This is a genomic window from Candidatus Leptofilum sp., assembly GCF_965223285.1.
In the GTDB taxonomy this organism is placed as follows: Bacteria; Chloroflexota; Anaerolineae; order Promineifilales; family Promineifilaceae; genus Leptofilum.
Window position 1 is genome coordinate 863,838 of sequence record NZ_OZ244997.1, and the last position, 25,054, is coordinate 888,891.

Consider the following 25,054-nt stretch of genomic DNA (forward strand, 5'->3'; position numbering starts at 1 on the left):
TGATATAATCATCGCTTGGTTTTTTAGAAGATTAATCAGGCGGCTTATATTGCCTATAACTACCTGTCCGAATATTGGCCACAGAGTTCACAGAGAACTTAAAGGCAAAGGGTCATTTCTCAGATTTCTCTTTTTCCTCTGTGGCTTTTTCGGATAGATTCTTAAATATAGAGGAACTATTAGATGAATTTGCAACCATTAGCCCTGTACTTCGGCATTGCTGAAATCATTTTGGCTATTGCTCTTACCGTTCTTGTTTTGCTGCAAACCAAGGGGTCTGACCTCGGTGGTTTTTTGGGCGGCAGTGGCGATACCAGCAGCAGCTTCCGTACGCGCCGCGGTGTGGAAGCAACCATGCACAGAGTGACAATCGCTTGTGCGGTTGCTTTCTTTGTATGCACAATCTTTTCGTTTTTGGCTTGGGGACAGGCTGCATAAATGTAATTGAGTAATTAGATAATTATTGTCTCATCTTTAATTACCCGATTACGCAATTGCCCAATTATTTGTAACCAGAAACGTGAACCGTCGGCCGTTTTGGGCTTGCGCTTCACGTTTTATTGTTTATGAAGCTGCACTTACGCTGGCAACTGTTACTGGCATTGGTAGGATTTGGCCTCATTTTGGCTATCTTGTCTTTTCAGGTGCAATCTGTGGGGTTATGCACCACCCGCGTTCCGTCTGGTGGGGGTGTATTTACTGAAGGAATGGTGGGGGCGCCGCAGCGGCTCAATCCGCTGTTAAGCGACGGGTTTCCCGTTGATCAAGAATTGGTTAGCTTGCTGTTTGACGGCCTGGTGCAGTACGACCATGCGGGCCGCTTGATTCCTGCTCTGGCAGAAAGCTGGACGGTGAGCGAGGACGGCCGTTCCCTCCGTTTTACCCTACGAAACGATCTTGTTTGGCACGATGGGCAACCCATCACCACAGCCGATGTTGCCTTTAGCTATGGCCTGCTGCAAAATGAGGCTTTCCCCGCTGCCGCTGCCGTTAAAGCATTGTGGCAAACCGTTAGCATCAACGTGGTTGATAACCTCACGATTGAATTTGTGTTGGCAGAGCCTTATTCGCCATTTTTGGAAGCGACTGCACGCGGCATTGTGCCTGCCCATTTGTTGCAAGATGTGCCCCCTGCTCAATTAGCAACGCACAGTTTTAATCAGCAGCCGATTGGCAGTGGCCCATGGCAGGTAGCTCCTGGCCAAGATTGGCTAACAAGCCGAAGCCTGCGCCTGACTCCTAATCCGCTGGATTGGCGTGAGGGCACGCAAATCCCTGTGCTAGAGTTTCGTTTTTATCCTGATGAAGAGAGCTTGCTAACTGCTTTTGCCAATGGGGATATTCAGGCCATTAATTCAGTTTCTGATGCGCTGCTGCCGCAAGTAACGGCCGTTTCCCATGCACGTCTCTTCACAACCGTTGCTCCCCGGTACACCCAACTTATCTTCAACCAAAGCGACAGTGGTTTTGCTCCGCTGCAGCTGGCCGAAGTGCGGCAAGGGCTAGCCGCTGGCCTCAACCGAGATGTGCTCATTGACCGGGCGTTGAATGGGCAGGGCGTGCCGTTGACCGGGCCGTATTTACCTGATTCCTGGGCCAACAATCAAGCCATCTTTGCCGAAGCAGGCGTGAATGCGGCTAATGCCGATGCATTGCTTACCGGTGCTGGCTGGCCGCTGTCAGAGGGAAGCAGCGTGCGGCAAGCCGATGGCGAATCGTTTACATTGCGGCTGTTGGCTTTGGATACGGCCGTTTACCAGCAGGTTGCGCAGGAGGTGGCGGCGCAGTGGGCGGTTTTGGGTGTTGAGGTTGTGGTAGAAACGGCCGTTTCCATCACTGAATTACGCCAGAAGCTGGCAGCGCGTGATTTTGACGTGGCGCTGGTAGACATCACCCCGTCCATTGACCCCGACTTATATGACTTTTGGAGCCAGGAAGCGATCATTCGCGGGCAAAATTATGGCGGCTGGAACAACCGCCGGGCCAGCGAAGCCTTGGAAGCTGGGCGGCAAGTGTGGGGGATTGGTGCAAGACGGCCGTCTTACAACACCTTCCTCAGCATTTATGCTGATCAGGTCCCTGCTGTGACGCTGTACCAGCACGTTTACACCTATGCGCTCAGCAGCGAAGTCAATCAGGCAGCGATTGGGCCAATTTATGAGCCACGCGATCGTTACCAAACATTTGCTAACTGGTTTTTGCTTTACCGGGATGTTACCATTAGCTGCCCGGCCGAAGAAACCACCTAACTTAAAACTTGCACATTGAACACAGGAAACATCATGAGTCGAATTGTTCACGTAGACAGCCCCACAAAAATCCGCAACCGTCACATGCGCAGTATTGCCGAGATGCTGCGGCAGCTCATGCAAAAGCCACAAATGGATGCCGAAGCGCGAGACATGGCGGCAATGATCACGCTGCTGCTCTGGGAAATTGCCGATGGCGTGGAGCAATCTGCCCGAGCATGGGAAAAGCGGGATTATTGGATGAAGGCGGAGCGGTTTATGCGTGACTGGAAGTGGACGGCCGAAATTGCTGCCAATCTGGATGACGTGATTCGCAACGAGGCGTGGGATTTGGTGCCAGAATTGATGGCCGATTTGTATCCACACTTCACCAGCATCCAGATTAAAACGATGACCCGCAAAGCAGCGCTGTGGCAGGGGGCTTACAAAAAATTGCTCGGCGATCCGCCACGCGAATTTCCGTGGTAACGGCCGTATGCGCCAGGTCAGGCTCGCCATCGGTTGCTTGCTGCTGATTGTGTGCCTGGCTGCGTGTGCAACGGCGACTCCCCCAGCCAACCCCGCCCCGACGGTTCCCTACACGCCCAAGCCACTGCCAACAAATACGACATCCCCCACAATTGCACCCACTCGGCCCCGCCAAACGGCCGTCCCATCCACGCCAACCCCAACACCATGTGCCAATCCTGGGCGCATGGAAAGTGGCAGCTACCCTAGCGTCACAGCTGGCCAGATGAACTACCGCATCTATTTGCCGCCCTGCTACGGGCTAGACGGCCGTACCTATCCCACCGTTTACCTGCTGGGCGGCAACACCCACACCGATGCCATTTGGGATGAGTTGGGTGTGGATGAAGTAGCAGAAGAGGGCATTCTGGCTGAAGAATTGCCACCGATGCTCATTGTGCTGCCGGATGGCGGTTGGATTGCCAACTACAGTTCTGGCGGCCCAGGCTCTTTTGAAAGCGTGATCGTTAATGATTTGATTTCTTACATTGAACAAACCTATTGTGCCTGGCCTGAGCCAGCAGGACGGGCGATTGGTGGCTTGTCTCGCGGAGGGTATTGGGCGTTGGAGATCGCCTTTCGCTTTCCGGAGCTGTTTGCCAGCGTGGGGGGGCATAGTGCGGCACTGCTGGATCAATACGCCTGGCCTGCTGTTAATCCGCAATACACCGGCCTCAGCCAAAATCTGGGTGATTTACGCATCTATTTTGACATTGGCGCAGATGATTACGTCATTAACAACATTCGCCAACTGCATTTAGATATGGAAACGGCCGTTCCGCCCATTCCACACACCTGGGTTCTTAACGAAGGCCGCCACGAAGAGGGATATTGGCAAACTCACATCCCTGATTATCTTACGTGGTATTCTGAACCATGGTCATTTGACCGCGGCGACTACCTTGCTTGCTCCCTCTAGATCAAAAAAAGCCAGGCAATTTGCCCGGCCCTAATTTCATTTTACAAAAGCTGAAAATTTTTACTTGGCAGCTTTCAATTTCCTACTGATGAGGGAATCTACGACTGAGGAGTTGTTGGCTGGTAAGCGACGCAAGACTTCCCGAAGGGTTTCAATTTGGCGCGACAGAGTTTGCGTTTTGGAATTTGATTGATTTAAGTTAATTTGGGGCTTTAGAATCCGTTTTTTCATGTTTACTTCCTTCTACTTCTATACATTACATGGTTCACCAGTACTTTAGTACCCTAAAACTATACTGAGTGTACCTAACAATTTTTGTTACAGTGTGTCTGCCTCTTCCAACTATATGTAAAGCAGTTTACAGTTTACTCCTCAGTGTTGAAGGCAGGCAACGGCCGTTTAGTCCGGTTTGTGAGCCAGGCTAGCAAGATGAGTACGGCCGTTGCCAGCAGCAACCACAGTCCAATTTTTAGCAACCGACTCTGCACAAAAATTGCCACCAAGCCAAAGGCAACGGCCGTGGCATAATATCCCAGCACAATGCTTCGCACCGGCAAGCCGCCGTCCAGCAGCCGGAAATGCAAATGGCGTCGATCCCCCTGAAACGGATGCTGCCCGCGCCGCAGACGGGCCACAATCAGCCAGGCGACATCCAAAATGGGCACGGCCATCACCAACAGGGCGGTGGATAGTTTGGCCGGGGCCAAAATGGAAAGCGTGGAAAGGTTGTATCCCAACAGCCAAGCCCCCGTCGTGCCTAAAAAGATCGTGGCGGGGGCAAAGTTGAAGATCAAAAAACCGATGAGTGCCCCGGCTAAAGCCAGTGGAAAGAGCGTGACTGGCGTGATGCCCGTGAGCTGGTAGCTGTGCAAGGCAAACATGAGGGCGGCTATGGTACTCACGCCGCCCGCCAATCCATCTAATCCATCCAAAAAATTGACGGCGTTGATCATCCCTAACACCCAAAAAAGCGAAATAATGGTGACGAGAAACGGCCGTATCACCACAATATTGGGGTCAGCAGCATCCAGGCTAAAAAAGAGAGAGGCGAAGCCCGTTTGCCAAAAATCGGGCGTTGGCAGCGGATTCGTAAAGCGCTCGATAAAGACAGTATGGCTAATGGCAATAACTGCGGCCGCAATTTGGAAGACCAGTTGCCAGCGTGGTGCTAAATCTAGGCGGTCGTCTACAAACGCCCCTATGAAGATGACCACGCTGCCCAAGATGACACCTTGCAGTCGTAGCGCATCGCCCCCTTGAGGGGGAAACAGCAGGTAAATGAGGACAATCCCTGCCAAATAGCCCAGCATGATCGGCACACCGCCCAGCTTGGCGATCATGCCGCTGTGCCGGCGCCGCCCTCCCGGCGTGGCTACAATCCCCCAGCGATGGGCTAATTTGCGGACGGGTGGCGTGGTGAGAACGGCCGTTACCAGCCCCACCCCAAAAATTAACAGCAAAAACAAATAATCACCTTGTTACAATCAACCTGTGCCAAACTGCCTATCCCCTGCGTCGCCCAGGCCCGGCACAATGAAGCCAATGTCGTTTAGATGTGAATCAATCTGGGCGACGTGAATGGGCACATCTGGATGGGCTTCTTGCAGGGCGGCAATGCCTTCTGGCGCGGCTAGCAAGCCCACAAACTTGATCCGCTGCGCGCCCCACTTCTTCAAAATGTCTACCGTAGCAATGGCGGAGCCGCCAGTAGCCAACATTGGGTCTAGCACCAGGCACACCTGCACGGTGGGGAAGGTGGGTAATTTATTGTAATAAGAAACCGGCTGTAGCGTTTCCTCATCCCGGTAAAGGCCAATGTGCCAAACCTCTGCGCCGGGCATCATTTCCCAAATGCCATCTACCATGCCCAGCCCGGCCCGCAAGATGGGAATGAGGCCAATCTTTTCGCTCAAATCTTGCCCAGCGGCACTACCCATCGGCGTCTCCACATCAATATTCACGGTCTTCAGATCGGCCGTGGCCTCGTAGCAGAGCAGCATGGTGACTTCCCGAATCAACTCCCGAAACTTCTTCGGTTTTGTGGCGACGCTGCGCATTAACGAGAGCTTGTGCTTAACCAGCGGATGTTGTGACTCAAAAACCATTCCTCTTCTCCTTTGCACAAAGGGGCCAGGGGTAGTGGTTAGAGGCTAATAACGTATGCAAGCCACTGGCCACCAGCAACTAGCCACCTGTATCAATTTCATTTCATCCTCAGTTAGCGTATAATCCCACGCATACAGTTTGTTGGCAACCGACGATTTATGAACGAGAATACCTCAAGCAAAAGAACCATTTCCCCTGGCAAGAAGCGTGAAGACGGCCGTCTCGACGGCCTCATGCGTCCTCAACAGTTGGACGAATTTACGGGTCAGGAGCGGCTAAAGGCCAATCTATCCATTTTGATTGAAGCTGCCAAAGCGCGGCAGGAATCGCTGGACCACGTCTTGTTCCACGGACCGCCTGGATTGGGTAAAACCACTCTGGCGCATGTGGTTGCCAACGAAATGAACGTCAATATTCGCATCACCGCGGGGCCAGCCATTGAGCGGGCAGGGGATTTAGCCGCCATCCTCACCAACATGCGCGCTGGCGACATCTTGTTTATCGACGAGGTGCACCGACTGGGGCGGGCTGTGGAAGAGATTTTATATCCGGCCATGGAAGATTTTGTGCTGGACATTGTGGTTGGCAAGGGACCAGGGGCCAAAAATGTGCGCTTGAAGCTGCCCAAATTTACCGTTATTGGGGCCACAACGCGGCTGGCGCTGCTGACGGCTCCGCTACGAGCCAGATTTGGTGCGCTTTACCGCATGGATTTTTACGAACAGGCAGCCATTGAGTCGATTGTGACGCGGGGAGCAGGCATTTTGCAGGTGCCAATTGAGCCAGCCGGGGCCACAGAGATTGCCCTCCGGTCACGGGGTACGCCCCGTGTAGCTCTGCGGTTGTTACGCCGGGTACGTGACTATGCTGAGGTGAGGGCAACGGGGGAAATTACGGAAGAAACGGCCGTTGCCGCCCTTAACCTGCTAGAAATTGACGAACTGGGTTTGGACGATCTGGATCGGCGGGTACTGAGTGCCATCATCGAGAAGTTTGGTGGCGGGCCAGTCGGTTTAGACACGATTGGGGCATCCATCAGCGAAGAGTCAGACACCATTATGGATGTGGTAGAGCCTTATCTGTTGCAGCTGGGCTTTTTAGAACGTACAGCCCGCGGTCGCGTAGCTACGCCACATGCCTACGCCCATTTGGATGTGCCGCTGCCGCAGCACCACGCTGTTGCCAAGCCAAACCAACCTAGCCTGTTTACCGCGGCCAGTGAGCCTGATGAGGATGAAGAGTAGCGATGGTTGAATTCGGCCGTTTGCTTCTGATTATTGGCGGCACCATTGCCTTTGCTGGTATTTTGATCCTCATCGCCGCCAAATATTTTCCCTGGTTAGGCAATCTGCCCGGCGACTTTGAGATCGAAGGCGAAAATTATCGCATTTACTTTCCGTTGGCGACGATGCTCTTGGTGAGTCTGTTGGGTACCGTGCTGCTCAATATTGTCATTCGCATCTTTAATCGCTAACCTTTGTTGGTTTGACCATTCCCACCCCCTGTTTTATAATTTTTGACAGCATATTTCCGAGACAATTTTGATGCGACCAACAATTCATGTAAACAACCTCACAAGCCAGACTGTTTTGCTGCCTAATTGGATGTTAGTAGCAGGTCGATCCAGGTTGTTTTGGTTTGCCTGGTCGCAGAATCGAATAGTTATGAGGGGGACCCGTTGACCGACTCGATGTCTGAGCCGCCTGACCCTCCTCACCCATTTTCCCCGGTGTGTTTGAGCAATTTATTATTGGTAACCCGCCCTGACAGGTGGGCATTTTTCGTATCTGGTGTTGATACCAGAAAAAATAGCTGATGTTTTTAACCATACTTTCAATTGTGGCCGTTGTGGCCATCATGATTTTCTTTAACGCGCTTTATGTTGCGGCCGAATTTGCCACGGTATCCTCGCGACGAACGCGCATTAGCCAGATGGCTGGCCAGGGCAATCGCATGGCGCAGCTGCTTTTGCCCGTCATGCAAGACAGCAAGAAGCTGGACACTTATGTGGCAACGTGCCAAATTGGCATCACCATTTCTTCTCTGGTGGTGGGCGCTTATGGTCAGAGTGTCATTGCCCAGCTACTCATCGAGCCGTTTACGCGCTTGCTAACGGCGTTGGAGCCGAGTTTGGCGTCTATCGGCATACAATCGACTGCTGGCTGGGCAGAACCCGCAGCGACTTCGATTTCTGTCACGCTCGTTTTGATTTTGATCACCATCCTACAGGTCATCATGGGGGAGTTGTTCCCTAAATCGGTTGCCATTCAATATCCAGAATCTGTAGCGATGGCGGTTACCATTCCCATGCGGATTACGCAGTTTGTCATTACGTACACCGGGTTAATTGCCTTGTTTAATGGCAGTGGGAATTTACTGCTGCGCTTGATGGGACGGCCGTTAAAAGAGAAAAGTGGTCATGCTCATTCGCCAGAAGAGATTGAGCTGCTGGTGACTGAAAGCCACGAACAGGATCTGCTCAGTGATGAAGAGCGGCGTTTGCTGCGCAATACATTCCGTCTGCGAGACCTGACAGCCAAACAAGTGATGTTGCACCGCACCAAACTCATTACAGCACCGATGAGCAGCAGCGTTACGGAGTTGATGAAAACTGCGTTGGCTGCCGGCTTCTCTCGGATTCCACTGTATAGAGAATCAATTGACGATATTCGAGGGTTTGTGCATGTAAAGGATTTGTTCCGCTTGCACAACCAGCAAAGTGAAGACCTCAACTCAATCTTGCGTGAGGTTGTGTTTGTGCCAGAAACGATGCCGGTTTCGGATTTGTGGAAGCGTCTTAACAGCCGACGAAAATATTTGGCGATTGTGTTTGATGAGTATGGTGGCACGGTGGGATTGATTACCTTTGAGGATCTCATCGAGGAGATTTTTGGGGAGCTACAGGACGAATTTGATAACGAAATGGCCTTGATCGCTAAGGATAAGGACGGCCGTATTTATCTGCGGGGTGACTTGCTCGTCACTGACGTTAATGAATATTTGGTGCTAAATCTCCCAGAAGAAAATGCAGACACGTTGGGCGGGCTTGTGTTTAGCGAGCTGCGTCGTCCGCCTGTGGTGGGTGACAGTGTTGCCTTTGACAATATTACCATTCGCGTTGAGGCCATGGATGATACCAGCGTTTCTGAGGTCTCCTTGAAGCTGCCCGGTACGCAAAGTGCAGAAGACCCTTTCATCGAATGGGAGGTGGCCGACCATGACTAAATATTTACTGTTGGCACTCTCTATTCCCGGTGTTGGTATTCTGGCAACTGCTGCTGCCGAAGAAGCGACAGGCTCGGCTATTGGCACCTTATTGGTGGCGATGGTGGTCATCATTTTGCTTGTGCTGCTCAACGGGCTGTTTGTGATGGCTGAGTTTGCCATTATCGGCGTGCGCCCCACGCAGCTTGAGCAGATGGTGGATGAAGGCGTTAGCAAAGCACAAAGCGTGTTAGAAACGGTTGAATCGCGCCAAAAGCAGGATCAATATATTGCCACTGCACAATTAGGCATTACTATTGCCTCGCTTGGCCTTGCCATGTATGGGGAGCCACAAATCGCCCATTTTATTGAGCCATATCTTGAGAATTTGTGGTTTGAACCTTCTCATGAACTGGTAGAGTCCATTGGCTATGTGATTGCGTTAGGATTGCTCACTTATCTACATGTGGTTATTGGTGAGATGGTGCCAAAATCCTTGGCTTTATCTGACGCTCCTCGCATGTCGCTTTTGCTCAACACGCCGATGGCAATTGCCCGCTGGATTTTGACCTACCCGGTAACGATTTTGAACCGTGTTGGTATTGCCATGCTGAGATTGTTCCGCATCCCGCCTGCCGAGGGTCATGAGCGGGTGCTTTCAGCCGAAGAGCTGGAACTGATTGTGACTGAAAGTACGGAAGGTGGACTGCTGAATGAAGAAGAACAGGAGATGATTCTGAATATCTTCGACTTTAGCGACCGGACTGTTTCTCAGGTAATGACACCGCGTACGAAGGTGGAGGCGATTTCGCTGGATGTGTCTCGCCAGGAAATTTTGAGCATTGTGACCGAGAGCCGCCACAGTCGCTTTCCGGTTTATGATGGCGACCGGGATCACATCGTTGGCATTTTGCACCTGAAAGATTTGGTGAAGCAGACCCTACGCCCGGAGAGCCGCTTTGATTTACGCTTGATTTTGCGTTCTGCGCCGGCCGTGCCGGAAGATTTGCCCGTGTCTACGCTTTTGGCGGCATTCAAACGACAAAAGCTGCACATGGCCATTGTGCTGGATGAGTTTGGCGGTATGGACGGCATTGTGACGCTGGAAGATTTGGTTGAAGAAGTTGTGGGTGAAGTGCGGGATGAGTTTGATCAGGAAAAGGAGCCTTATGTTGAACTTGGCCCCGGTCTTATTGAAGCCGAGGGTGAATATTTGGTAGATGATTTTGATGATGGCTTTTGGGGGGATGAAGAGGATTTGCCGGATGTGGAGACGGTTGGGGGGCTTGTTATTTCCAAATTGGGGCGGCCACCTGTTGTGGGGGATGAAGTTATCTATAATGATAGGATACAAATACGAGTGTTAGCGATAGAGGGGCGAGCCGTGTCACGAGTGGTGGTGGAGTTTCCTGACCCGGAAAAGAGAGTCGAAGAGGATACGGCCGTTCCCCCTGAAGCTGATTAATGTAAAATAAGGAGAAAGTTGTGGAAATTATTCGCACAATTCATGGAGAAGTGCGTTGGTTAGTCGCCATCGTAGCCATTATTGTGATTGTAAAGTTTGCCGTTGGTTTAATTCGAAAATCCGAATACGGTCGTGTGGATCGTGGCTTGATGTCTGGATTGGTTGGTTTAATAGACATCAATTTTTTGCTTGGCCTGATCTTGTTATTTTCGCTTGGATTTGATAGTAGAGTTCGGCTGGAGCATGCTGGTACGATGTTTGTCGTCGTGTTGCTAGCACATAGCAATGCTGCATGGCGGAAGTCGACGGACAGCACAAAATTGTTCCGTAACAACTTGATATTAGTTGTTGTGGTGTTAGCCTTGGTTTATGTGGCTGTTTCTTTATTGATACCCGGTTTTGTTTAAATGAGCATGTAGCCTCTGGGAATGACAGAAGCAATATTCAGAGGCTACATAACCTTTCTTTCCTCAAACGATTTCCTTAAAGTTCGTAAATTTGACTAAATTTTTGGGTGACGTAGCGTATGAATGGCTCATGCGTTAGCGGTCTTCCCGTTGCTTTTTGCACCAGTTCAGATGGGGTGAATTTACGGCCGTGTTGGTGAATATTCTCCCGCAGCCAGTTAACCAGAGCCTGGGTTTTACCCTGTGCCATTTCTTCGGCGATGGTGGGATTTTGGGAAACGGCCGTTTCATAAAACTGTGCCGCATACAAATTGCCAAGCGCATAAGTGGGGAAGTAGCCAAAGCCGGGTCGCGTCCAGTGGACATCTTGCAAGCAACCTTGTGAATCTGTGGGTGGAACTACGCCAACTAACTCATCCATCTTGTCATTCCAGGCTGTGGGTAAATCGGTGACTCTCAAATCACCATTGAGCATGGCTTGCTCCAGCTCAAACCGCAAAATGATATGAAAGTTATAAGTTAGTTCATCTGCCTCTACGCGAATAAAAGATGGCTGCACTTTATTGATGGCACGATAAAATGCTGTCACGTCATGATTGCCCAGCTGTTCAGGGAAGAGAGACTGCAATTTGGGATAATGTGCTTGCCAAAAGCCCAGACTGCGCCCCACAACATTTTCAATCAGGCGCGATTGGGATTCGTGGATACCGCTGGACGTGCCGCGTGCCAGCGGGGTGCGGGCCAGGTCAGGGTGGGTGCCCTGCTCATACATGGCATGGCCAGATTCGTGCAAAGTACCAAACAAGGAGGGATTCAAAAAGTCTGGATACCAACGCGTGGTGATGCGGGCATCATTTCTGCTAAAGCTGGTTGCAAAAGGATGCACCACCGTTCCCAAATGGCCGCGAGCAAAATCGTAGCCAACAGCATCGGCAATGTAATGGGCAAACTTTTTCTGCTGGCCAATGGGGAATGGTTGATGAACGAGGCTGTCATCCACAGCAGCACCCCGTTCAGCAATAGCTTGACGTAGGGGAATTAAGGCTGCTTTGGTAGCGTCAAAAATGGCTCGAACTTCGGCCGTTTTCATGCCATGTTCAAATTGATCCAGCAAAGGATCATATTTTTCATCTTCATACCCATACAGCTCTGCCATCTCCTGAACCAGCTTCACCACTTCTTCTAGATGGGGCTTGAAATGGGCAAAATCATTGTTTTCACGCGCTTCTACCCAAGCTGGATGTGCCTTTCCACTTATTTCACTAATCCGCTGCACAAATTCTGCTGGAAGCAGCCGTGCTTCTTTATAGTTGCGGCGCAAAAGGCGGATGAGGCTTGCTTCGTTGCTTTCGTATGGCGCATCATGTAGCTTTGAGGCTGCATTTTCGATCAGCTCACCCATCTTGTCGCTGGTAAACATGCTATGGCTTAAGCGGCGCAAGGTGGTCATTTGCTGAATGCGGGCCTTCGTACCAGCTTTAGGCATATTGGTCTCTTTGTCCCAACTCAGCACGCCCAACGCCTTATTAATATCATGAATTTCATACACTTTGTTTAATAACTTCTGGAAATTTTCACTCATTGAAACCATCCTTATCTGGCTAAAATCTGAACAAAAGAGCGACTAACGTCTGGATTTTTGGATAAACATGAACAAAACATTGACAATACTTTTAAGTATCAGTATACTATTCGATATGCGACAAAGGATTAAACTATTTTGGACGCGCAAAATAGCCTTTTCGTCGTTAGTATCGCTTAAACTAACTATCTTACAAACTTTTAGATTTTTATCGTGATTCTATTTAATATTGCCAAAAAGACCTAGCTTAAGCGAAATATTCTCAATATAGAGGTACCCGCCAAAAATATGACCTCAATGAATGAAAATCCAGCCTACAATTTAAAAGTTGTTGTTAACGAAACAGGCATCAAGCCGGATACACTGCGTGCCTGGGAACGTCGGTATGGATTGCCAAATCCTAACCGAACGCAAGGTGGTCATCGTCTTTATTCCGATCGAGATATTGCCATCATAAAATGGTTGATGGCCCGTCAGGATGAAGGGCTGAGCATTAGCCGAGCCGTAAAGCTGTGGCGCAGCCTGGAAGCAGATGGGGAGTCGCCACTGTTGGCAATGGAATATCAGGAAATGCGCCAACCTGAACAAGCAACGGCCATTGCTACCAGCAGTAAAATTGACGACATGCGTGAAGCCTGGATTGAAGCGTGTTTGAACTTCGATGAAGCCTCCGCAGAGCGCATTCTGACACAATCATTTGCCATGTATCGGCCAGAAATGGTGCTGACCCAGCTATTACAAAAGGCGTTGGCCACTATTGGCGAATTGTGGTTTAAGGATGAAGTGTCAGTGCAGCAAGAGCATTTTGCTTCAGCTTTGGCAATGCGTCGTTTAAATACATTGCTGGCAGCGTCACCAGCACCCACCCGGCAAGGGCGGATACTCATTGGCTGTCCTCCACATGAAAACCATACTTTTGCTCCGTTGGCACTTACTATTATGCTGCGACACCGGGGTTGGGAACTGATTTATCTTGGTGCAAACGTGCCAGAGAGTCGTTTTGTCACCACGGTTGAATCAATTAAGCCAGACCTCATCATTATGACTGCACAGCAGTTATATACAGCAGCCAAGCTGTTTGAAGTAGCTAAAAATGTAGCGGCCGAAAATGAAGTGATGTTGGCGTTTGGCGGGCGCATTTTTAATACGGTGCCTCGCCTGCGGCAGCGGATTCCTGGCTACTTTCTGGGCGAAACAATGGAAGATGCAACCCATACTGTAGATAGACTGTTGGCGTTTGGTATGCCTGCGCCGACGATTAAACAGGTGCCAGAATTTTATCTGCGTGCTTTAGTCAACTTTCGGGAAAATCAAGCTGCAATTGAAGCCCATGCCTGGAAGTTGCTTAAGGCCAAAGGCATCTCTTATGAACATTACACCAACGCCAATTTGCACCTGTCGCGGGATATTTACGCTGCTTTGACTTTCGGCGATATTGAGTTTTTAAGTGCCGAAATCTCTTGGGCAGAAAAGCTGTTATTGAATTACAGTATGCCAGTGGAAATGTTGCGCTTTTATTTAGATGCTTACCATGAGGCGGCTCAGGATAGTTTGGAGGGGGTGGCGGAACTGGTTATCGATTGGCTTGGTGAAGTGTCTAATAATCCCGCCATAAGGCGATAAACTCCATAAGGATAGAACATGATGAAAACGGCCGTCTGGTGGATTCGCCGTGACTTGCGTCTGGCTGATAACCAGGCGTTGGCGGCAGCAATAAACGCTGCTGATCAGGTGGTTCCCCTTTTTATTGTCGATCCCTTTTTTGAGAAATCTGAATACGTTGGTGAGAAGCGACGTGCTTTTTTATGGGCAGGGTTGCGCCAGCTAGATGTCGATTTACGCGCTCGTAGCAGCCGCTTGATTCTACGATACGGCCGTCCCCAAAAGGTGCTGGCTGAGATTATGGCAGAAAGTGGGGCAGAAGCTATTTTTGCCGAAGAAGATTTCAGCAGCTACGCGCGTTGCCGGGATAGCCAACTTGCTGAGGCGTTGCCGCTGACGTTGACAGCCGGTGTTGTTATGCATCCACCAGGCACCGTGCTTAAACCAAATGGCGAGCCATATATCGTATTTACGCCATTTAAGAAAAAAGCCTGGCTGGAACGGCCGTTGCCTAAACTTTCAGACCTGCTACCTGCACCAGACCAAATCAACACACCGGCAGGTATTGAAACCGAAGCCATGCCAACAGAGCCACAATTGCCGGCTAGCGTGCCTTTCAAACCGGGTGAGGCGGAGGCGCAGCGTCTTCTGAAAGAATTTGCCCAGAATAGGATTGACCGGTACGCGCAGGATCGCAATACAGTATCGCTGGGTGGCACCTCACAGCTTTCGCCCTATTTGCGGTTTGGGATGCTTTCAGCACGGCAGGCGGTAGTTACGGCCGTTACCTGCCTACAAAATGCAACCAGCAAAGAGGCCCGCAAAGGTGCCGACACCTGGCTCAGCGAACTCATCTGGCGCGAATTCTACGTCCACATTTTGCACCATTTCCCACACGTGCTGCACCGCAGCTTTCGCCCGGAGTACGACAATATTGCATGGCGCAACAAGGAAGATGAGTTTGAGGCGTGGTGCAACGGCCGTACCGGTTACCCGCTTGTAGATGCTGCGATGCGCCAGCTTACCAGCAGCGGTTGGATGCACAACCGCGCCCGTATGGTCGTCGCCTCATTTTTAGTGAAAGATTTGCTGATTGATTGGCGTTGGGGGGAGAAGTTCTTCATGCAGCATTTGGTAGATGGCGATCCGGCGGCCAACAACGGTGGCTGGCAATGGACAGCCGGTACCGGCACCGACGCGGCCCCATATTTCCGCATCTTTAACCCAATTTCACAGTCCAAAAAATTCGATTCGAGAGGGGAGTATATTCGTCGCTGGGTTCCTGAATTAGCTGATGTTCCTAACGATTATATTCATCAACCTTGGGAGATGCCGCCCATGGTGCAAAAATCTGCAAACTGTAAGATTGGTGAAGATTACCCCGAACCCATCGTAAACCATTACGAAGCCCGCGACTGGACACTGGAAGCGTACAAAGAAGCCCGCGAAGCCGCTTCATAAATGAGCCTCCCGCAGGCTCCATTATCAAACAACTTAGGACTGCTCCAGCCCTAATATCTATTGGAACTGAATCTGCAGGAGGCTTAACCGTTGGAGGTTATCTGTTGTTGGCAATTCGTTCCAATATGACGTCGATGCCAGCCTGAGCGCAGGCTTCATCCAGATCACCACCCGGTGCGCCGCCTACACCAATGCCGCCGACCACAACGCCATCAACCTCAATGGGTAAGCCGCCGCCCAAAATCAGAATGCGATCATCCATGTCGCGCAGCCCTTCCAGATCGGGACGAGTGCCTACAAAATTGGCTAAACCTAATGTCGCCCGCCGCAAACTAGCGGCGGTGTAGGCTTTGCCATCGCTGCTGCCTAAAGTGTGCGGCCCAGCCCCATCAGCACGCAGCTGTACCTGGGAAACGCCGCTGGCATCTACTACCGCCACGCTAACCAAATAGCCGTCTGCGGCGCAAGCCTCCATAGCGGCCGTTGCACCAGCCAGTGCCAAATTGAGCGGTAAGTTTGTTTGATTTACCAAGCCCCGTACCGCGTGATCATTATTTTGCATCGCACTTTCACCATCAGCCAAAACGGCAGGAATTGCCAGAGTGGGTAAAACGAGCAGGCCAAGAAGGACAACGGCCGTACTCGCCAGTGCCGCCATGAGAACCTTTTTGCTTTTCCAATTGTGCATTTTCATACTTGCTTTCTCCTTATCTAATAAAAATTGATAGAAAAATCTGGGCAGCTAATACCCAGCCGATGACCTTGAGACTAAAAAAAGAGCCTGTGAGTTCTCTATGCAAAAGCTGAGAAAAAGCTGTGACTGTTTCTTACCCTTTTCTCAGCAAGCAGTGTTAAATTCGGGGATGATGTAGAAATTACAGCGGGATAAAAGAAAAATGGCAACGATTTTGGTTATAGATGACAATCAAAAATTGTTAGACATGCTGCAGCGCACGCTGCGATACGAGGGATTTCACGTTCTCACAGCCAATAATGGGTATGATGCGCTGGAAACAGTTAAAGTTCAGCGTCCCGACCTGCTCGTATTGGATTGGTTAATGCCCGATCTGGATGGCATTGGCGTGGTTACCCGGCTGCGCACTCTGGCTGATGAGATTCCTATTTTGATGCTGACTGCCCGTGATGCAGTAGAACATAGAGTCGAAGGTTTATCCAGTGGGGCGGATGATTACTTGGTGAAGCCATTTGCCACGGCCGAACTGCTGGCACGGATTCAGGCTTTGCTGCGGCGGACGAAAACGGTTGTTGGGGAACGGCCGTTAACTTACGGCGATCTTTACCTAAACCCCGTCACGCGGGAAACCCGCCGCGCGACTCGTCATTTCGATTTAACGCCCACCGAATATGATTTGTTTTGTTACCTGCTGCGACATCCCCGGCAGGTTCTACCCCGCGAGCGTATCTTGGAGACCGTATGGGGCTATGATTTTGAGGGAGATGACAACGTGCTAGAAGTTTACATTGGCTATCTACGCAAAAAAACAGAAGCTGCTGGGGAGCCGCGACTTATACAAACGATACGCGGCGTGGGCTACGTCTTGAGGGAGGATTAGTTTGTCCCTTCGTTTAAGACTCACTTTACTGTACAGCACAATCTTGGCCCTCACGCTCACTGGTTTTAGCATTGCCAGCTACGTCACCGTGGCGCAGGACGGCTTAAACCGGCTGGAAGCTACGCTGGCCAGCAAAGCCCAGCGCATTGTGGCGGATGCCCAGTTTGATCCTAATGAGATTGCGCTGCTGGTGAACCAGTATGCTGGACCAGAAATTTACGTACAGACCCGCAGCGCAGCGGGAGAAATTATGGATCGCTCCCAAAATTTGGGTGAAAATCGGCTGCCTGTAGATGAAGCTGTATGGGGAACGGCCGTATCATCCTGGACAGCAACCACCTTCATTGCTGGCGAACGACGGCTCATCTACAACCAGCCCATAGAAGCTGGGGAAGCGGCAGGGGGATTGCTGCAGATTTCTAATTCGCTGACCGACCGCGATCGCTTGTTAACCAATCTTGGTCAGGTATTGGTGGCCGGAAACTTACTGGTCATTTTAGCGGCCGTTGCCAGCGGTTGGTGGCTGGCCGGTATAGGCTTGCGCCCTATCTCACGGCTGGCCCGCGCCATTTTGAAAATTGGCCAGGCGCGCGACTTTGGTCGGCGAGTTAATTATGTGGGTGCCGATGACGAGATAGGGCAGTTGGCAACCACGTTTGACCAAATGTTGGCTGAGTTGGAGGATGCTCATCGCCAGACGGAGCAAGCCCTGCAAACACAACGCCGATTTGTGGCTGATGCCTCACACGAACTCCGCACGCCGCTTACCACTGTTAGGGGCAATTTGGAACTGCTGCGGCGCGAGCCGCCCATTAGCGACGGTGACCGCTACAATGTGCTAGCCGATTTGGTGGAGGAAACGGATCGTCTAATTCGTTTGGTAAATGATTTGCTCATCCTGGCGCGGGCAGATGTTCAGCCGCCGAACTGGCAGGAGCCTGTTGCGCTCCAACCTTTGCTCAACTCTGTGCAGCGACAAATGAAGCAGCTTGCTCCAGAACGTCACATTCAGTTTGCCAACGGCCGTTCTCTTTCCACCACTGTTTTAGGCAATGAAGATGCGCTCAAGCAAGTGCTGCTCATATTGCTGGACAACGCCGTAAAACACACCCCACCGGAGGCTGAGATTAAAGTAGAAACAGCCGTCACCCATTCGCAGATCACCATTAACGTCTGTGATACTGGTCCTGGCATCCCAGCAGAAGAAATAACCCGCATATTTGACCGCTTTTATGTGGTAGACACAGCCCGCAGTCAAGATAGCACTGGCTTGGGCCTCTCAATTGCCAAAACGTTGGTTGAGTCGCAGAATGGCCGTATTAATGTTGTCAGCAATCCCAGACAAGGAACGGTTTTTGAGGTAACGCTTTCATGTCAAAAATAATCATCATCTTTCTACTGTTTTTTTCTGCCCTTATCGCTTGCACATCCACAGAAACTTCTGTTAAACAGAGCGAGGTTTCTTCAATAGATCAATCCGAGGTGAGCATGAACTTAATATTGGCGGCCCAGCAGGGCGATGTTGAAGCAGTCGCTCGCTTGTTAGAACAGGGAGCAGATGTCAATGTGGCCAATAACCGGGGTGTTACCCCACTTATTGCCGCCGCTTATCAAAACAATGTAGAGGTTGCCAAACTTCTAATTGAGGCTGGGGCAAACGTAAACGTTCAGGACAACACGCAGCAAAGTGCTTACCTGATTACCACTTCAGAGGGTTATGTGGAACTGCTGCGGCTTACGCTGGAGGCAGGGGCTGATGTTCATAGCCTGGACAGTTATAATGGCACTGGCCTGATTCGGGCTGCCGACCGTGGGCATGTGGAGATTATCGAGGAGCTACTCAAAACAGACATAGATATCGATCATATCAACCGGTTGAACTGGACGGCGTTGTTGGAAGCGATCATTTTAGGAGATGGTGGGCCGCGCCACACAGAAGTTGTTCGGCTGTTGGTAGAAGCAGGGGCAGATGTGAATCTGGCTGATGGCAGTGGCGTAACGCCTTTGGAACACGCACGACGACGCGGCTACGAAGAAATCGCACGGATTTTAGAGAAGGGTGAGTAATGAGGGTAAGAAAGCACCCGTCTGTGGAACGCGATACTGCCAACCCAAAACCTCAAGCATGATGTAATCTGCAATAGCCCACAGCCCAAAACAGCCAATTGAAAAGAAAATAATGGCGATGGCAATACCAATTAATAGACAACCTTGCCCACAGCCAAAGCGACGTGCCGTGCGCTGGAGACGGCCGTTTGGTTCATTTGTTGGCACTGGGTTTATTGGTTGCTGATTTTGGGGTTCTTCTGGGGATGGCTCCGGTACAGGTGCCTCTACCTCAATTCCACCGCGCCCGCGACAGCCGTAGGCAGCGCATTCACTGCCATTGGCTCGCCAACAATGCGTGTGGTGGCGGCTGCTGTCTTCTGGGCAAATGACTACTTCGTCCCCTGGTGCAAATGGATTTTTGCACAGCACGCACTCTTCACCCAAAAATGGGGATTGCTTGGTGATGGTGATAGGGGCGAGCATGGGGGAGGTGAGGATAATTAGTGATTGGAGATTTAATCTCCAATCTCGTTTTAGCCAATTTTGATTTGATCCAGCAGCCACCTAAACAGCCTGGCCAGCCAACTGTCGGAGCGACGCATTTGTTCTACCTCACGACGCTGTTGATCCTTGAGGCGCTTGGTTTGCTGGCTGGAACGGCCGTTTGCCGAAGGCCGGGGCAAATCGGTGTATTTGATGCTCAGAACTGGATTGGTGGGCGTGCCGTGAACTTTGAACTTTTCATGCCCGCAGCCCAGCACGGCGCATTTGCCGCCGCCCAACTCCCAGCACGTTTTGTGATACAGCGTACCGCATTTGGCGCACAAAACCGGTTGCAAATCGCGCTCTTCTACAAACTTTTCGACCGGATTAGCACAAATGGGGCAGTGCAGGCTGAGCTGGTTCGCCGCCTGAATGTCATTATTCGTGATGGTGAGGGGGGGCATTTCTTGTTCGTCCATTTTTCAAAAAGAGATTAGAGAATTGGAGATTAGAGATTGTTTATTGCATTATACACCAATCTCTAGTCTCCAATCTCTACAAATTGTTACCAACTCCCGGCGGCCCAATCTGGCCACAGAAAATTATGCCGGGAAACTTCGGTTTTTTGCCGGTTCCAGCTAAAAAAGCCGCTGGTTTGGGCGCGCGGGTCTAATACGTAAGCAACGTGCCAAATTTGTGTAAAAAAGTTCTGATGAATAAATAAATCCATTCCCGATAAAAAGATGCCAAAGCCGGGATGGGTATGGTACCAGCCCACAATAACGGCCGTTTCATCGGGATACCGTTCGTGCAGCTTGTCGGTCATGTACCGCCAGCTTTCTGGTGTGTACGTCACGCTGGCCCCGTGCATCACCGTGTATTTGGCAATGATTGTGTCCAGGATGTGAACCCGGTAACGGCCGTCTGGCTGCTTTTCGGGTCGGGGGCCAATGAGTACCCCGGCCACCTCACGATTCAAGCTACTCAACGCATGCGCCTGCGAAGCGCGTAAGGCTGGCTCTTCAATGGTGATGTCCACGGCTGCTGGTGTTGGATCGCCTACGGGTAGATGCTGCCCAGCAATGCGTACGCGTGCGCGGCTGGGAGCGATCACAGCTGCCCTTTCATCACTTTCAGGCTGTGCCTCTACCTCTTCATGCACCGGTTCTGGCTCAGAGACAATGATGTTTTCTACATCCTCATTCTCTTCAGCCACTGCCCCAATGGGTTCGGGTTCCGGCTCTGCTTCAGAGGCAACGGCCGTTTCTACCGCAGGCTCCTCTTCAGGTTCAGCAGGTTCAGATGTCTCTTCGGCCTCAGCTTCCGTGCTGTCCCCAGCTTCTTCAATCGCTATTTCAGCAGGAACGGCCGTTTCGACCACCATCTTTGCCAGCCATTCCCGCGAGGGGGCAACCGGCTCGCCTTCGGCATCCACCACATCCATTGCCATTTTTACGTTGTTATCTTTGGCTAATTCCGCCAGCCTGATTTCACGATACGTTTCCCATATTTCAGCTTCTGTCTGGTCGGCAAACTGTTGCAGTTCGGCCAGCGTGCATTCATGCAGCGTTTTATAGCTGCCATCTACAGAAACCAGTTCGGTTGGGGTCAGGCGAATGTTGGCGGATACGGCCGTATCTTGCCCAGGCAAATGAATTTGAATAATCGCCACGTAATGTGTCGTTGATGATTCAGTCATAAAAGTTCTCAGTAATAGTTGCTGGTGTTTAGTGGCTAGTTTTATTGCGAGCAACCAGCTACTAACCGCCAGCCACTAACTCAACAGAAATTTGGCAGCTTGCTGTGTTGGGGAGGGGGATATTTTGGCGGTCTACGGCCGTTAGCCGCAGATCATATTGGCCAAACGGTAGTTCGCTTGTATCCCAATTGGTAAGCAGTCCCAAATCGGTTTGGCGACGTTGTACGCCAGCTAACTTCCATTCTTCCCCCCCAACTGGTCGGAATTCCACCTGGTAACGGGCAGCTCCTGGCAAAACGGCCGTGCCCAAAATGGGTACATCCTGGCCGCCCTCGGCTGTTCCGGTGGTCGTAGGTGCTAAGATGCGCAACTGATCATTGGTGCAAACGGCCGCATTCAGCGACGTTTCATCGGCTAGCCCGACGATGACGCTTTCCAGGCTATTGATCTGCCGATTCAGCGCGACCACCCAGCCAAAAAGCAAAAAAAACCCAATGACAAAGCCCAAAATGCCCAAAGTGGTTGCATTAGACAATGCCAACGGCCGTTCCTGCCCGTAAGCAGCGCGCAACATGCCGCTTTCTTGCTGACGCTCCTCGTAAGAGGCATAGAATTCTTCGGTTTCGCGTGTGTGCCACACTTCGGTTTGGGCTACACGCCAGGGGGCGACGGGCGTCTCTTGCACGTCTAGTTGCTCAAAATAGCCAGGGATGGGCGTGAGCTCCCCATCTTGCCAGCCAAAGTAGCTGGCTGTATTGCCCAATGGATCAACCACCAGCCCCACATGCCACGGTAACGTGAAAGCGGCCGTATGCACCACCACATCATCGCTGGAGTAAAAAACACCCAGCCCCGGATGCGTGTGGAACCAGCCCACAATTTCCAAATTGGGATACGTTTTGGCGCGTTCGTTGTGGATTTGGCTCCAGGCATCGGCAGTGAAGGTGAAATGGATTGGCCCGTGGTCGTCGTTGCGGGCGGGCAGGGCGGCCATGACCTCTACCCAAAGCTGCTCGCCGTCACGGTAGGCGTGGCCCAACAGCACGCCGCCCAACTCTGAGCGTAAATTGCTAACGCTGTGCGCCCGAATTTGGCTGAGTGCCTGCTGATGGTGAGCAACGATCACTTGATTCTCGGCAGGCTGTTGGCCATGTAGGTAGGCGTTGCTAGTCAGGTTGGCTAACGGCCGTTCTGGCAAGCTCTCTATTTCTGGCTGGCCAATCATTGGTTCGGTATCGGTGGTGGAACGGCCGTTATAGGATGTTGATGCCGAGTTCATCCGATTCTTCCTCCCCAAGTACAATCAAATCTTCCAGCGATTGCCCTTTAAGATTGCGGCGGTCGATGGGGAAAATTTGCTTGTGTCGCAGTGCCCAGGCAGCTGCCTTTGAGTTCATCGGATCCTTGGGATCGTAGTTTTTGTATTGGATCATCTCACCCAACGTCAGCAGCAGCTCATCCAATGTTTTGGCAGGCCACCATGCCCCAATGCAAACTGCGCCGGTTACATGAATGTTAGGGTGGAAGATGGGCGTTTGCCACTTGAGCTGTGGTTGTTTAAGCGGATATTCCGCATGGAGATAAACAGTTACCTCGTGCTTTTCCCGCAGCAATGGCTTACCTGCTGAATTAATCTTCTCTACACCTTTGCAGGTGAACTGGATCAAATACTTCTCTACCGGATCGCCATCTGTATTGAGAATGTGGATAAATTCGCTGCGATTCACCAGCGCCCGAATCTGTTTGTAATCGTTACGCAGTCTGGTTTCACGAATATCAAAGGACATGGTTTCCTCAAAAATATGCAAAAAGCGGAAGGATGAAGCCAGGATTGACTTGTCCTTCGCGCTTCTCACTTTTTACGTTTACTGAATACTGTTTACTGAATACCGCTCACCGTTTGCCAATTAACCTGCTGTTACTTCTGGGAACAGGCTCAGGATATCGTCTTCTACGACGCCAGCGTCTGACAAGGATTCATCCTCGCTTAGCCGCTTGCCAGAGGAGCGATGGTCTAGCCGGTAGGTGATGGGGTTGGCGCCCTGGCTGGTCGGTAAGCCCATCTTGCTAACCAATGCCGGAATTAGCCGCCGCATCGGAACGTCGTCTGGGAGTTCTACCGGGGTTTTCTTGGAACCAGTTGGATCATAGATAATTGTTTTTATGCTTGCCATTTTATAATAGCCTCCATTCGTCTTGGTTGAATTGCTTCTTGAGCCACGCGCCTGGTTTGCGGTGGATTATTGTCAAATCAACTAGGGTGTACACTTTCTAATACGTAGTTTGCCTTCCCCAGTTGCACGGTTCAGTCAAACTTTAAAATTAACATGTTTGGCTGTGGCCACGTCCTCGCCGTGCCACTTACCGGGTTACAATTTATTGAGGAGAAAGCATCCTCAGATGCGTCCTGGCAGCACCCGTTCGCATTTGAGAATGCTCACTCCTCGTTTTACGATTCTTAGTCAAACTTCAAAAATGTCTCTTTATCTCCTGTTAATTCCAGGTAGATGCTTTCTTTTTTGCTGGCGCTGCGGGCGCGGATGATACCTAAGGGTGGCACATCCATTTCCGCTAAGGTGCGCTCCAGGAAATCTTCGCTGCCATCTACACGGTGGGTCATGTTCATTTCGCGTCGGCCGCCGCAGTTAGGGCAGGTGGATTCATTTTCATACAGCCGGGCCATTTTGCGGAAGATGTCAAACTTTTCGCCGCAGTCCAGGCAGTGCATGGTGGTCACAATTTCACCATCAAATTCCAGCACGGCGTCATCGGCCAGTTTTTCCTGGGCGATTTTGAGCAGATCGTTGAGGGTGGTGGAAACGGCCGTAACCTCCTCCAACGCCACAATCGGCTCCAGCCGCGCATGGCTCATGCAGCTATCTTTTACCGGGTATTCAGTGGTGTAAATGTCATTGGTCAGCCCATTGATCATCACCGCTTTGCCCGGCTGCACTTCCATTTCATGGATGAGCTTCAACGCTTCCTGCGTTTGCATCGCCGCCACAATGGAGGCGCTGGTGGGCGTGGTTGGCACCTTGCCTTGCAAGATGTTTTGCCGAGCCAGCAGCGGGCAAGAGTAGCGCAGATTGATAATTTGGTAATCCAGGTCAGTCAGGGTGCATTCGTAGCACGCCCCTTGGCCGGGCCAAAAAACGCGCACGATGCCCATTAGCTCCTGAATAGCGCCATCCACCCACGGCCGATTTATTTGCCAGCTAAAGCGATTGATGGAAAGTCGTGCCTCCCGGTTGTCCAGGCAGCCAACAATGGCGTCTACGTGGCGAAACACGCCCAGACCCATCTCGAAGTTGATATTGCCGTGCCACGTTTTCACGTTGACATCCGGGTTTAGCTCTTTCACACGCTCAGCGGCGGCATTTACCTTGCGGCGGCCACGGTCCGAGGCGCGGAACAGGACGGAGCGGCTGAGATTACTGTCTTCGATGGTGTCGAAGTCCGCAATGATGATATTGCCAATGCCCATGAGGGCCAGATTTTTGAGTACCTCGTTACCAAGTGCCCCTGCGCCAACCACCAGGATGGTGGCGTTACGCACCACCTCCTGCTGCCACCAGCTGATGTAGCCAAAGGTGTGGTAGCGGTCGCTGTCAGGGTCAGTTATGACGATTGTTTCAGGTGTTTCAGACATAGTTTAATTTATGATTGTCAATGTGTTGAACACGAATGAAGCGAATTGGACGAATGGCACCAATATTTTATTGGTGTCATTTGTTTATTCGTCAAATT

General features: G+C 51.2%; 25 protein-coding genes. 14 read left to right on the forward strand and 11 right to left on the reverse strand.

Translation table 11 applies throughout. The features are described from left to right. Window positions 1-183 precede the first annotated feature (183 nt). The 4 genes from secG (at window position 184) to ACOQPU_RS04320 (ending at window position 3,675) form a co-directional block, all read left to right on the forward strand. Window positions 184-438 (forward strand): preprotein translocase subunit SecG, encoded by a 255-nt coding sequence (gene secG, locus ACOQPU_RS04305; RefSeq protein WP_420643893.1) that lies wholly within the window; start codon window positions 184-186, stop codon window positions 436-438. A gap of 128 nt (window positions 439-566) precedes the next feature. Beyond that, window positions 567-2,249, forward strand: coding sequence for a peptide ABC transporter substrate-binding protein (locus ACOQPU_RS04310; RefSeq protein WP_420643894.1), 1,683 nt, complete (start codon window positions 567-569; stop codon window positions 2,247-2,249). Window positions 2,250-2,282: 33 nt separating this feature from the next. Next, the gene (locus ACOQPU_RS04315; RefSeq protein ID WP_420643895.1) at window positions 2,283-2,717 is read left to right on the forward strand and encodes a hypothetical protein; all 435 of its coding nucleotides are present in this window, start codon (window positions 2,283-2,285) and stop codon (window positions 2,715-2,717) included. A gap of 7 nt (window positions 2,718-2,724) precedes the next feature. After that, the gene (locus ACOQPU_RS04320; RefSeq protein ID WP_420643896.1) at window positions 2,725-3,675 is read left to right on the forward strand and encodes an alpha/beta hydrolase; all 951 of its coding nucleotides are present in this window, start codon (window positions 2,725-2,727) and stop codon (window positions 3,673-3,675) included. A 365-nt stretch (window positions 3,676-4,040) separates the two neighbouring features. Here the strand turns inward: ACOQPU_RS04320 and ACOQPU_RS04325 are convergent, their stop codons facing one another. Together ACOQPU_RS04325 and upp are read right to left on the reverse strand one after the other, a co-directional pair. Beyond that, a complete protein-coding gene (locus ACOQPU_RS04325; protein WP_420643897.1) occupies window positions 4,041-5,141 on the reverse strand; it encodes a glycosyltransferase family 4 protein in 1,101 nt (366 codons plus the stop codon). A gap of 18 nt (window positions 5,142-5,159) precedes the next feature. After that, entirely contained in the window at window positions 5,160-5,780 is a 621-nt protein-coding gene (gene upp, locus ACOQPU_RS04330; RefSeq protein WP_420643898.1) for a uracil phosphoribosyltransferase, read from the reverse strand. 159 nt (window positions 5,781-5,939) lie between these two features. On the opposite strand from upp, the gene ruvB reads away from it, so the two are divergent. The 5 genes from ruvB to ACOQPU_RS04355 all read left to right on the forward strand — a co-directional run bounded on the left by ruvB (window position 5,940) and on the right by ACOQPU_RS04355 (window position 10,857). Then, window positions 5,940-7,025 (forward strand): Holliday junction branch migration DNA helicase RuvB, encoded by a 1,086-nt coding sequence (gene ruvB, locus ACOQPU_RS04335; protein WP_420643899.1) that lies wholly within the window; start codon window positions 5,940-5,942, stop codon window positions 7,023-7,025. Window positions 7,026-7,027: 2 nt separating this feature from the next. Further along, window positions 7,028-7,255, forward strand: a complete 228-nt coding sequence (locus ACOQPU_RS04340) for a DUF2905 domain-containing protein (RefSeq protein WP_420643900.1) — start codon at window positions 7,028-7,030, stop codon at window positions 7,253-7,255. A 341-nt stretch (window positions 7,256-7,596) separates the two neighbouring features. Next, complete coding sequence (locus tag ACOQPU_RS04345) at window positions 7,597-9,006, forward strand: hemolysin family protein (protein ID WP_420643901.1); 1,410 nt, start codon at window positions 7,597-7,599, stop codon at window positions 9,004-9,006. Then, window positions 8,999-10,450: a hemolysin family protein gene (locus ACOQPU_RS04350; protein ID WP_420643902.1), complete on the forward strand. Its 1,452-nt coding sequence runs from the start codon at window positions 8,999-9,001 to the stop codon at window positions 10,448-10,450. The genes ACOQPU_RS04345 and ACOQPU_RS04350 overlap by 8 nt, the downstream gene beginning before the upstream one ends. A gap of 20 nt (window positions 10,451-10,470) precedes the next feature. After that, window positions 10,471-10,857, forward strand: coding sequence for a hypothetical protein (locus tag ACOQPU_RS04355; protein WP_420643903.1), 387 nt, complete (start codon window positions 10,471-10,473; stop codon window positions 10,855-10,857). A 76-nt stretch (window positions 10,858-10,933) separates the two neighbouring features. On the opposite strand, the gene ACOQPU_RS04360 is transcribed toward ACOQPU_RS04355, so the two are convergent. Further along, window positions 10,934-12,439 (reverse strand): carboxypeptidase M32, encoded by a 1,506-nt coding sequence (locus ACOQPU_RS04360; protein ID WP_420643904.1) that lies wholly within the window; start codon window positions 12,437-12,439, stop codon window positions 10,934-10,936. A 297-nt stretch (window positions 12,440-12,736) separates the two neighbouring features. Between ACOQPU_RS04360 and ACOQPU_RS04365 the strand changes: the two genes are divergently transcribed. Beyond that, a complete protein-coding gene (locus ACOQPU_RS04365; protein WP_420643905.1) occupies window positions 12,737-14,062 on the forward strand; it encodes a MerR family transcriptional regulator in 1,326 nt (441 codons plus the stop codon). 18 nt (window positions 14,063-14,080) lie between these two features. Then, the gene (locus ACOQPU_RS04370; protein WP_420643906.1) at window positions 14,081-15,502 is read left to right on the forward strand and encodes a cryptochrome/photolyase family protein; all 1,422 of its coding nucleotides are present in this window, start codon (window positions 14,081-14,083) and stop codon (window positions 15,500-15,502) included. Window positions 15,503-15,599: 97 nt separating this feature from the next. Here ACOQPU_RS04370 and ACOQPU_RS04375 read toward each other — a convergent pair whose 3' ends face one another. Further along, window positions 15,600-16,196 carry a GlcG/HbpS family heme-binding protein gene (locus ACOQPU_RS04375; protein WP_420643907.1) on the reverse strand — a complete coding sequence of 199 codons (597 nt, stop codon included), beginning with the start codon at window positions 16,194-16,196 and terminating at the stop codon, window positions 15,600-15,602. 202 nt (window positions 16,197-16,398) lie between these two features. On the opposite strand from ACOQPU_RS04375, the gene ACOQPU_RS04380 reads away from it, so the two are divergent. The 3 genes from ACOQPU_RS04380 (at window position 16,399) to ACOQPU_RS04390 (ending at window position 19,143) form a co-directional block, all read left to right on the forward strand. Beyond that, a complete protein-coding gene (locus ACOQPU_RS04380) occupies window positions 16,399-17,076 on the forward strand; it encodes a response regulator transcription factor (RefSeq protein WP_420643908.1) in 678 nt (225 codons plus the stop codon). 1 nt (window position 17,077) lies between these two features. Next, window positions 17,078-18,460 (forward strand): sensor histidine kinase, encoded by a 1,383-nt coding sequence (locus ACOQPU_RS04385; RefSeq protein ID WP_420643909.1) that lies wholly within the window; start codon window positions 17,078-17,080, stop codon window positions 18,458-18,460. 104 nt (window positions 18,461-18,564) lie between these two features. Beyond that, window positions 18,565-19,143 (forward strand): ankyrin repeat domain-containing protein, encoded by a 579-nt coding sequence (locus tag ACOQPU_RS04390; protein ID WP_420643910.1) that lies wholly within the window; start codon window positions 18,565-18,567, stop codon window positions 19,141-19,143. Here the strand turns inward: ACOQPU_RS04390 and ACOQPU_RS04395 are convergent. From ACOQPU_RS04395 to ACOQPU_RS04425, 7 genes are all read right to left on the reverse strand, one after another. Continuing rightward, the gene (locus tag ACOQPU_RS04395; protein ID WP_420643911.1) at window positions 19,126-19,689 is read right to left on the reverse strand and encodes an RING finger protein; all 564 of its coding nucleotides are present in this window, start codon (window positions 19,687-19,689) and stop codon (window positions 19,126-19,128) included. The two genes, ACOQPU_RS04390 and ACOQPU_RS04395, sit on opposite strands and share 18 nt — an antisense overlap. Then, window positions 19,659-20,087, reverse strand: a complete 429-nt coding sequence (locus ACOQPU_RS04400) for an RING finger protein (RefSeq protein ID WP_420643912.1) — start codon at window positions 20,085-20,087, stop codon at window positions 19,659-19,661. Before ACOQPU_RS04400 ends, ACOQPU_RS04395 begins: the two co-directional genes overlap by 31 nt. Window positions 20,088-20,173: 86 nt before the next feature. Continuing rightward, a complete protein-coding gene (locus ACOQPU_RS04405; RefSeq protein WP_420643913.1) occupies window positions 20,174-21,307 on the reverse strand; it encodes a Mov34/MPN/PAD-1 family protein in 1,134 nt (377 codons plus the stop codon). A 61-nt stretch (window positions 21,308-21,368) separates the two neighbouring features. After that, window positions 21,369-22,586 carry a Mov34/MPN/PAD-1 family protein gene (locus tag ACOQPU_RS04410; RefSeq protein ID WP_420643914.1) on the reverse strand — a complete coding sequence of 406 codons (1,218 nt, stop codon included), beginning with the start codon at window positions 22,584-22,586 and terminating at the stop codon, window positions 21,369-21,371. Beyond that, complete coding sequence (locus tag ACOQPU_RS04415) at window positions 22,561-23,094, reverse strand: ubiquitin-conjugating enzyme E2 (RefSeq protein ID WP_420643915.1); 534 nt, start codon at window positions 23,092-23,094, stop codon at window positions 22,561-22,563. Before ACOQPU_RS04415 ends, ACOQPU_RS04410 begins: the two co-directional genes overlap by 26 nt. Window positions 23,095-23,214: 120 nt before the next feature. Beyond that, window positions 23,215-23,481 (reverse strand): EsaB/YukD family protein, encoded by a 267-nt coding sequence (locus tag ACOQPU_RS04420; protein ID WP_420643916.1) that lies wholly within the window; start codon window positions 23,479-23,481, stop codon window positions 23,215-23,217. Window positions 23,482-23,765: 284 nt separating this feature from the next. Further along, window positions 23,766-24,956, reverse strand: a complete 1,191-nt coding sequence (locus ACOQPU_RS04425) for a ThiF family adenylyltransferase (RefSeq protein ID WP_420643917.1) — start codon at window positions 24,954-24,956, stop codon at window positions 23,766-23,768. Window positions 24,957-25,054: the final 98 nt, after the last annotated feature.

Bases quoted from the DNA above. Each gene is read 5' to 3' on its own strand.
- ACOQPU_RS04370 (WP_420643906.1), top strand. From the start codon at position 14,081: ATGATGAAAACGGCCGTCTGGTGGATTCGCCGTGACTTGCGTCTGGCT.
- ACOQPU_RS04375 (WP_420643907.1), bottom strand. From the start codon at position 16,196: ATGAAAATGCACAATTGGAAAAGCAAAAAGGTTCTCATGGCGGCACTG.
- ACOQPU_RS04365 (WP_420643905.1), top strand. From the start codon at position 12,737: ATGAATGAAAATCCAGCCTACAATTTAAAAGTTGTTGTTAACGAAACA.
- ACOQPU_RS04400 (WP_420643912.1), bottom strand. From the start codon at position 20,087: ATGGACGAACAAGAAATGCCCCCCCTCACCATCACGAATAATGACATT.
- ACOQPU_RS04425 (WP_420643917.1), bottom strand. From the start codon at position 24,956: ATGTCTGAAACACCTGAAACAATCGTCATAACTGACCCTGACAGCGAC.
- secG (WP_420643893.1), top strand. From the start codon at position 184: ATGAATTTGCAACCATTAGCCCTGTACTTCGGCATTGCTGAAATCATT.
- ACOQPU_RS04345 (WP_420643901.1), top strand. From the start codon at position 7,597: ATGTTTTTAACCATACTTTCAATTGTGGCCGTTGTGGCCATCATGATT.
- ACOQPU_RS04315 (WP_420643895.1), top strand. From the start codon at position 2,283: ATGAGTCGAATTGTTCACGTAGACAGCCCCACAAAAATCCGCAACCGT.
- ACOQPU_RS04405 (WP_420643913.1), bottom strand. From the start codon at position 21,307: ATGACTGAATCATCAACGACACATTACGTGGCGATTATTCAAATTCAT.
- ACOQPU_RS04415 (WP_420643915.1), bottom strand. From the start codon at position 23,094: ATGTCCTTTGATATTCGTGAAACCAGACTGCGTAACGATTACAAACAG.
- ACOQPU_RS04360 (WP_420643904.1), bottom strand. From the start codon at position 12,439: ATGAGTGAAAATTTCCAGAAGTTATTAAACAAAGTGTATGAAATTCAT.
- ACOQPU_RS04390 (WP_420643910.1), top strand. From the start codon at position 18,565: ATGAACTTAATATTGGCGGCCCAGCAGGGCGATGTTGAAGCAGTCGCT.
- ACOQPU_RS04350 (WP_420643902.1), top strand. From the start codon at position 8,999: ATGACTAAATATTTACTGTTGGCACTCTCTATTCCCGGTGTTGGTATT.
- ACOQPU_RS04380 (WP_420643908.1), top strand. From the start codon at position 16,399: ATGGCAACGATTTTGGTTATAGATGACAATCAAAAATTGTTAGACATG.
- ruvB (WP_420643899.1), top strand. From the start codon at position 5,940: ATGAACGAGAATACCTCAAGCAAAAGAACCATTTCCCCTGGCAAGAAG.
- ACOQPU_RS04410 (WP_420643914.1), bottom strand. From the start codon at position 22,586: ATGAACTCGGCATCAACATCCTATAACGGCCGTTCCACCACCGATACC.
- ACOQPU_RS04340 (WP_420643900.1), top strand. From the start codon at position 7,028: ATGGTTGAATTCGGCCGTTTGCTTCTGATTATTGGCGGCACCATTGCC.
- ACOQPU_RS04420 (WP_420643916.1), bottom strand. From the start codon at position 23,481: ATGGCAAGCATAAAAACAATTATCTATGATCCAACTGGTTCCAAGAAA.
- upp (WP_420643898.1), bottom strand. From the start codon at position 5,780: ATGGTTTTTGAGTCACAACATCCGCTGGTTAAGCACAAGCTCTCGTTA.
- ACOQPU_RS04310 (WP_420643894.1), top strand. From the start codon at position 567: ATGAAGCTGCACTTACGCTGGCAACTGTTACTGGCATTGGTAGGATTT.
- ACOQPU_RS04320 (WP_420643896.1), top strand. From the start codon at position 2,725: ATGCGCCAGGTCAGGCTCGCCATCGGTTGCTTGCTGCTGATTGTGTGC.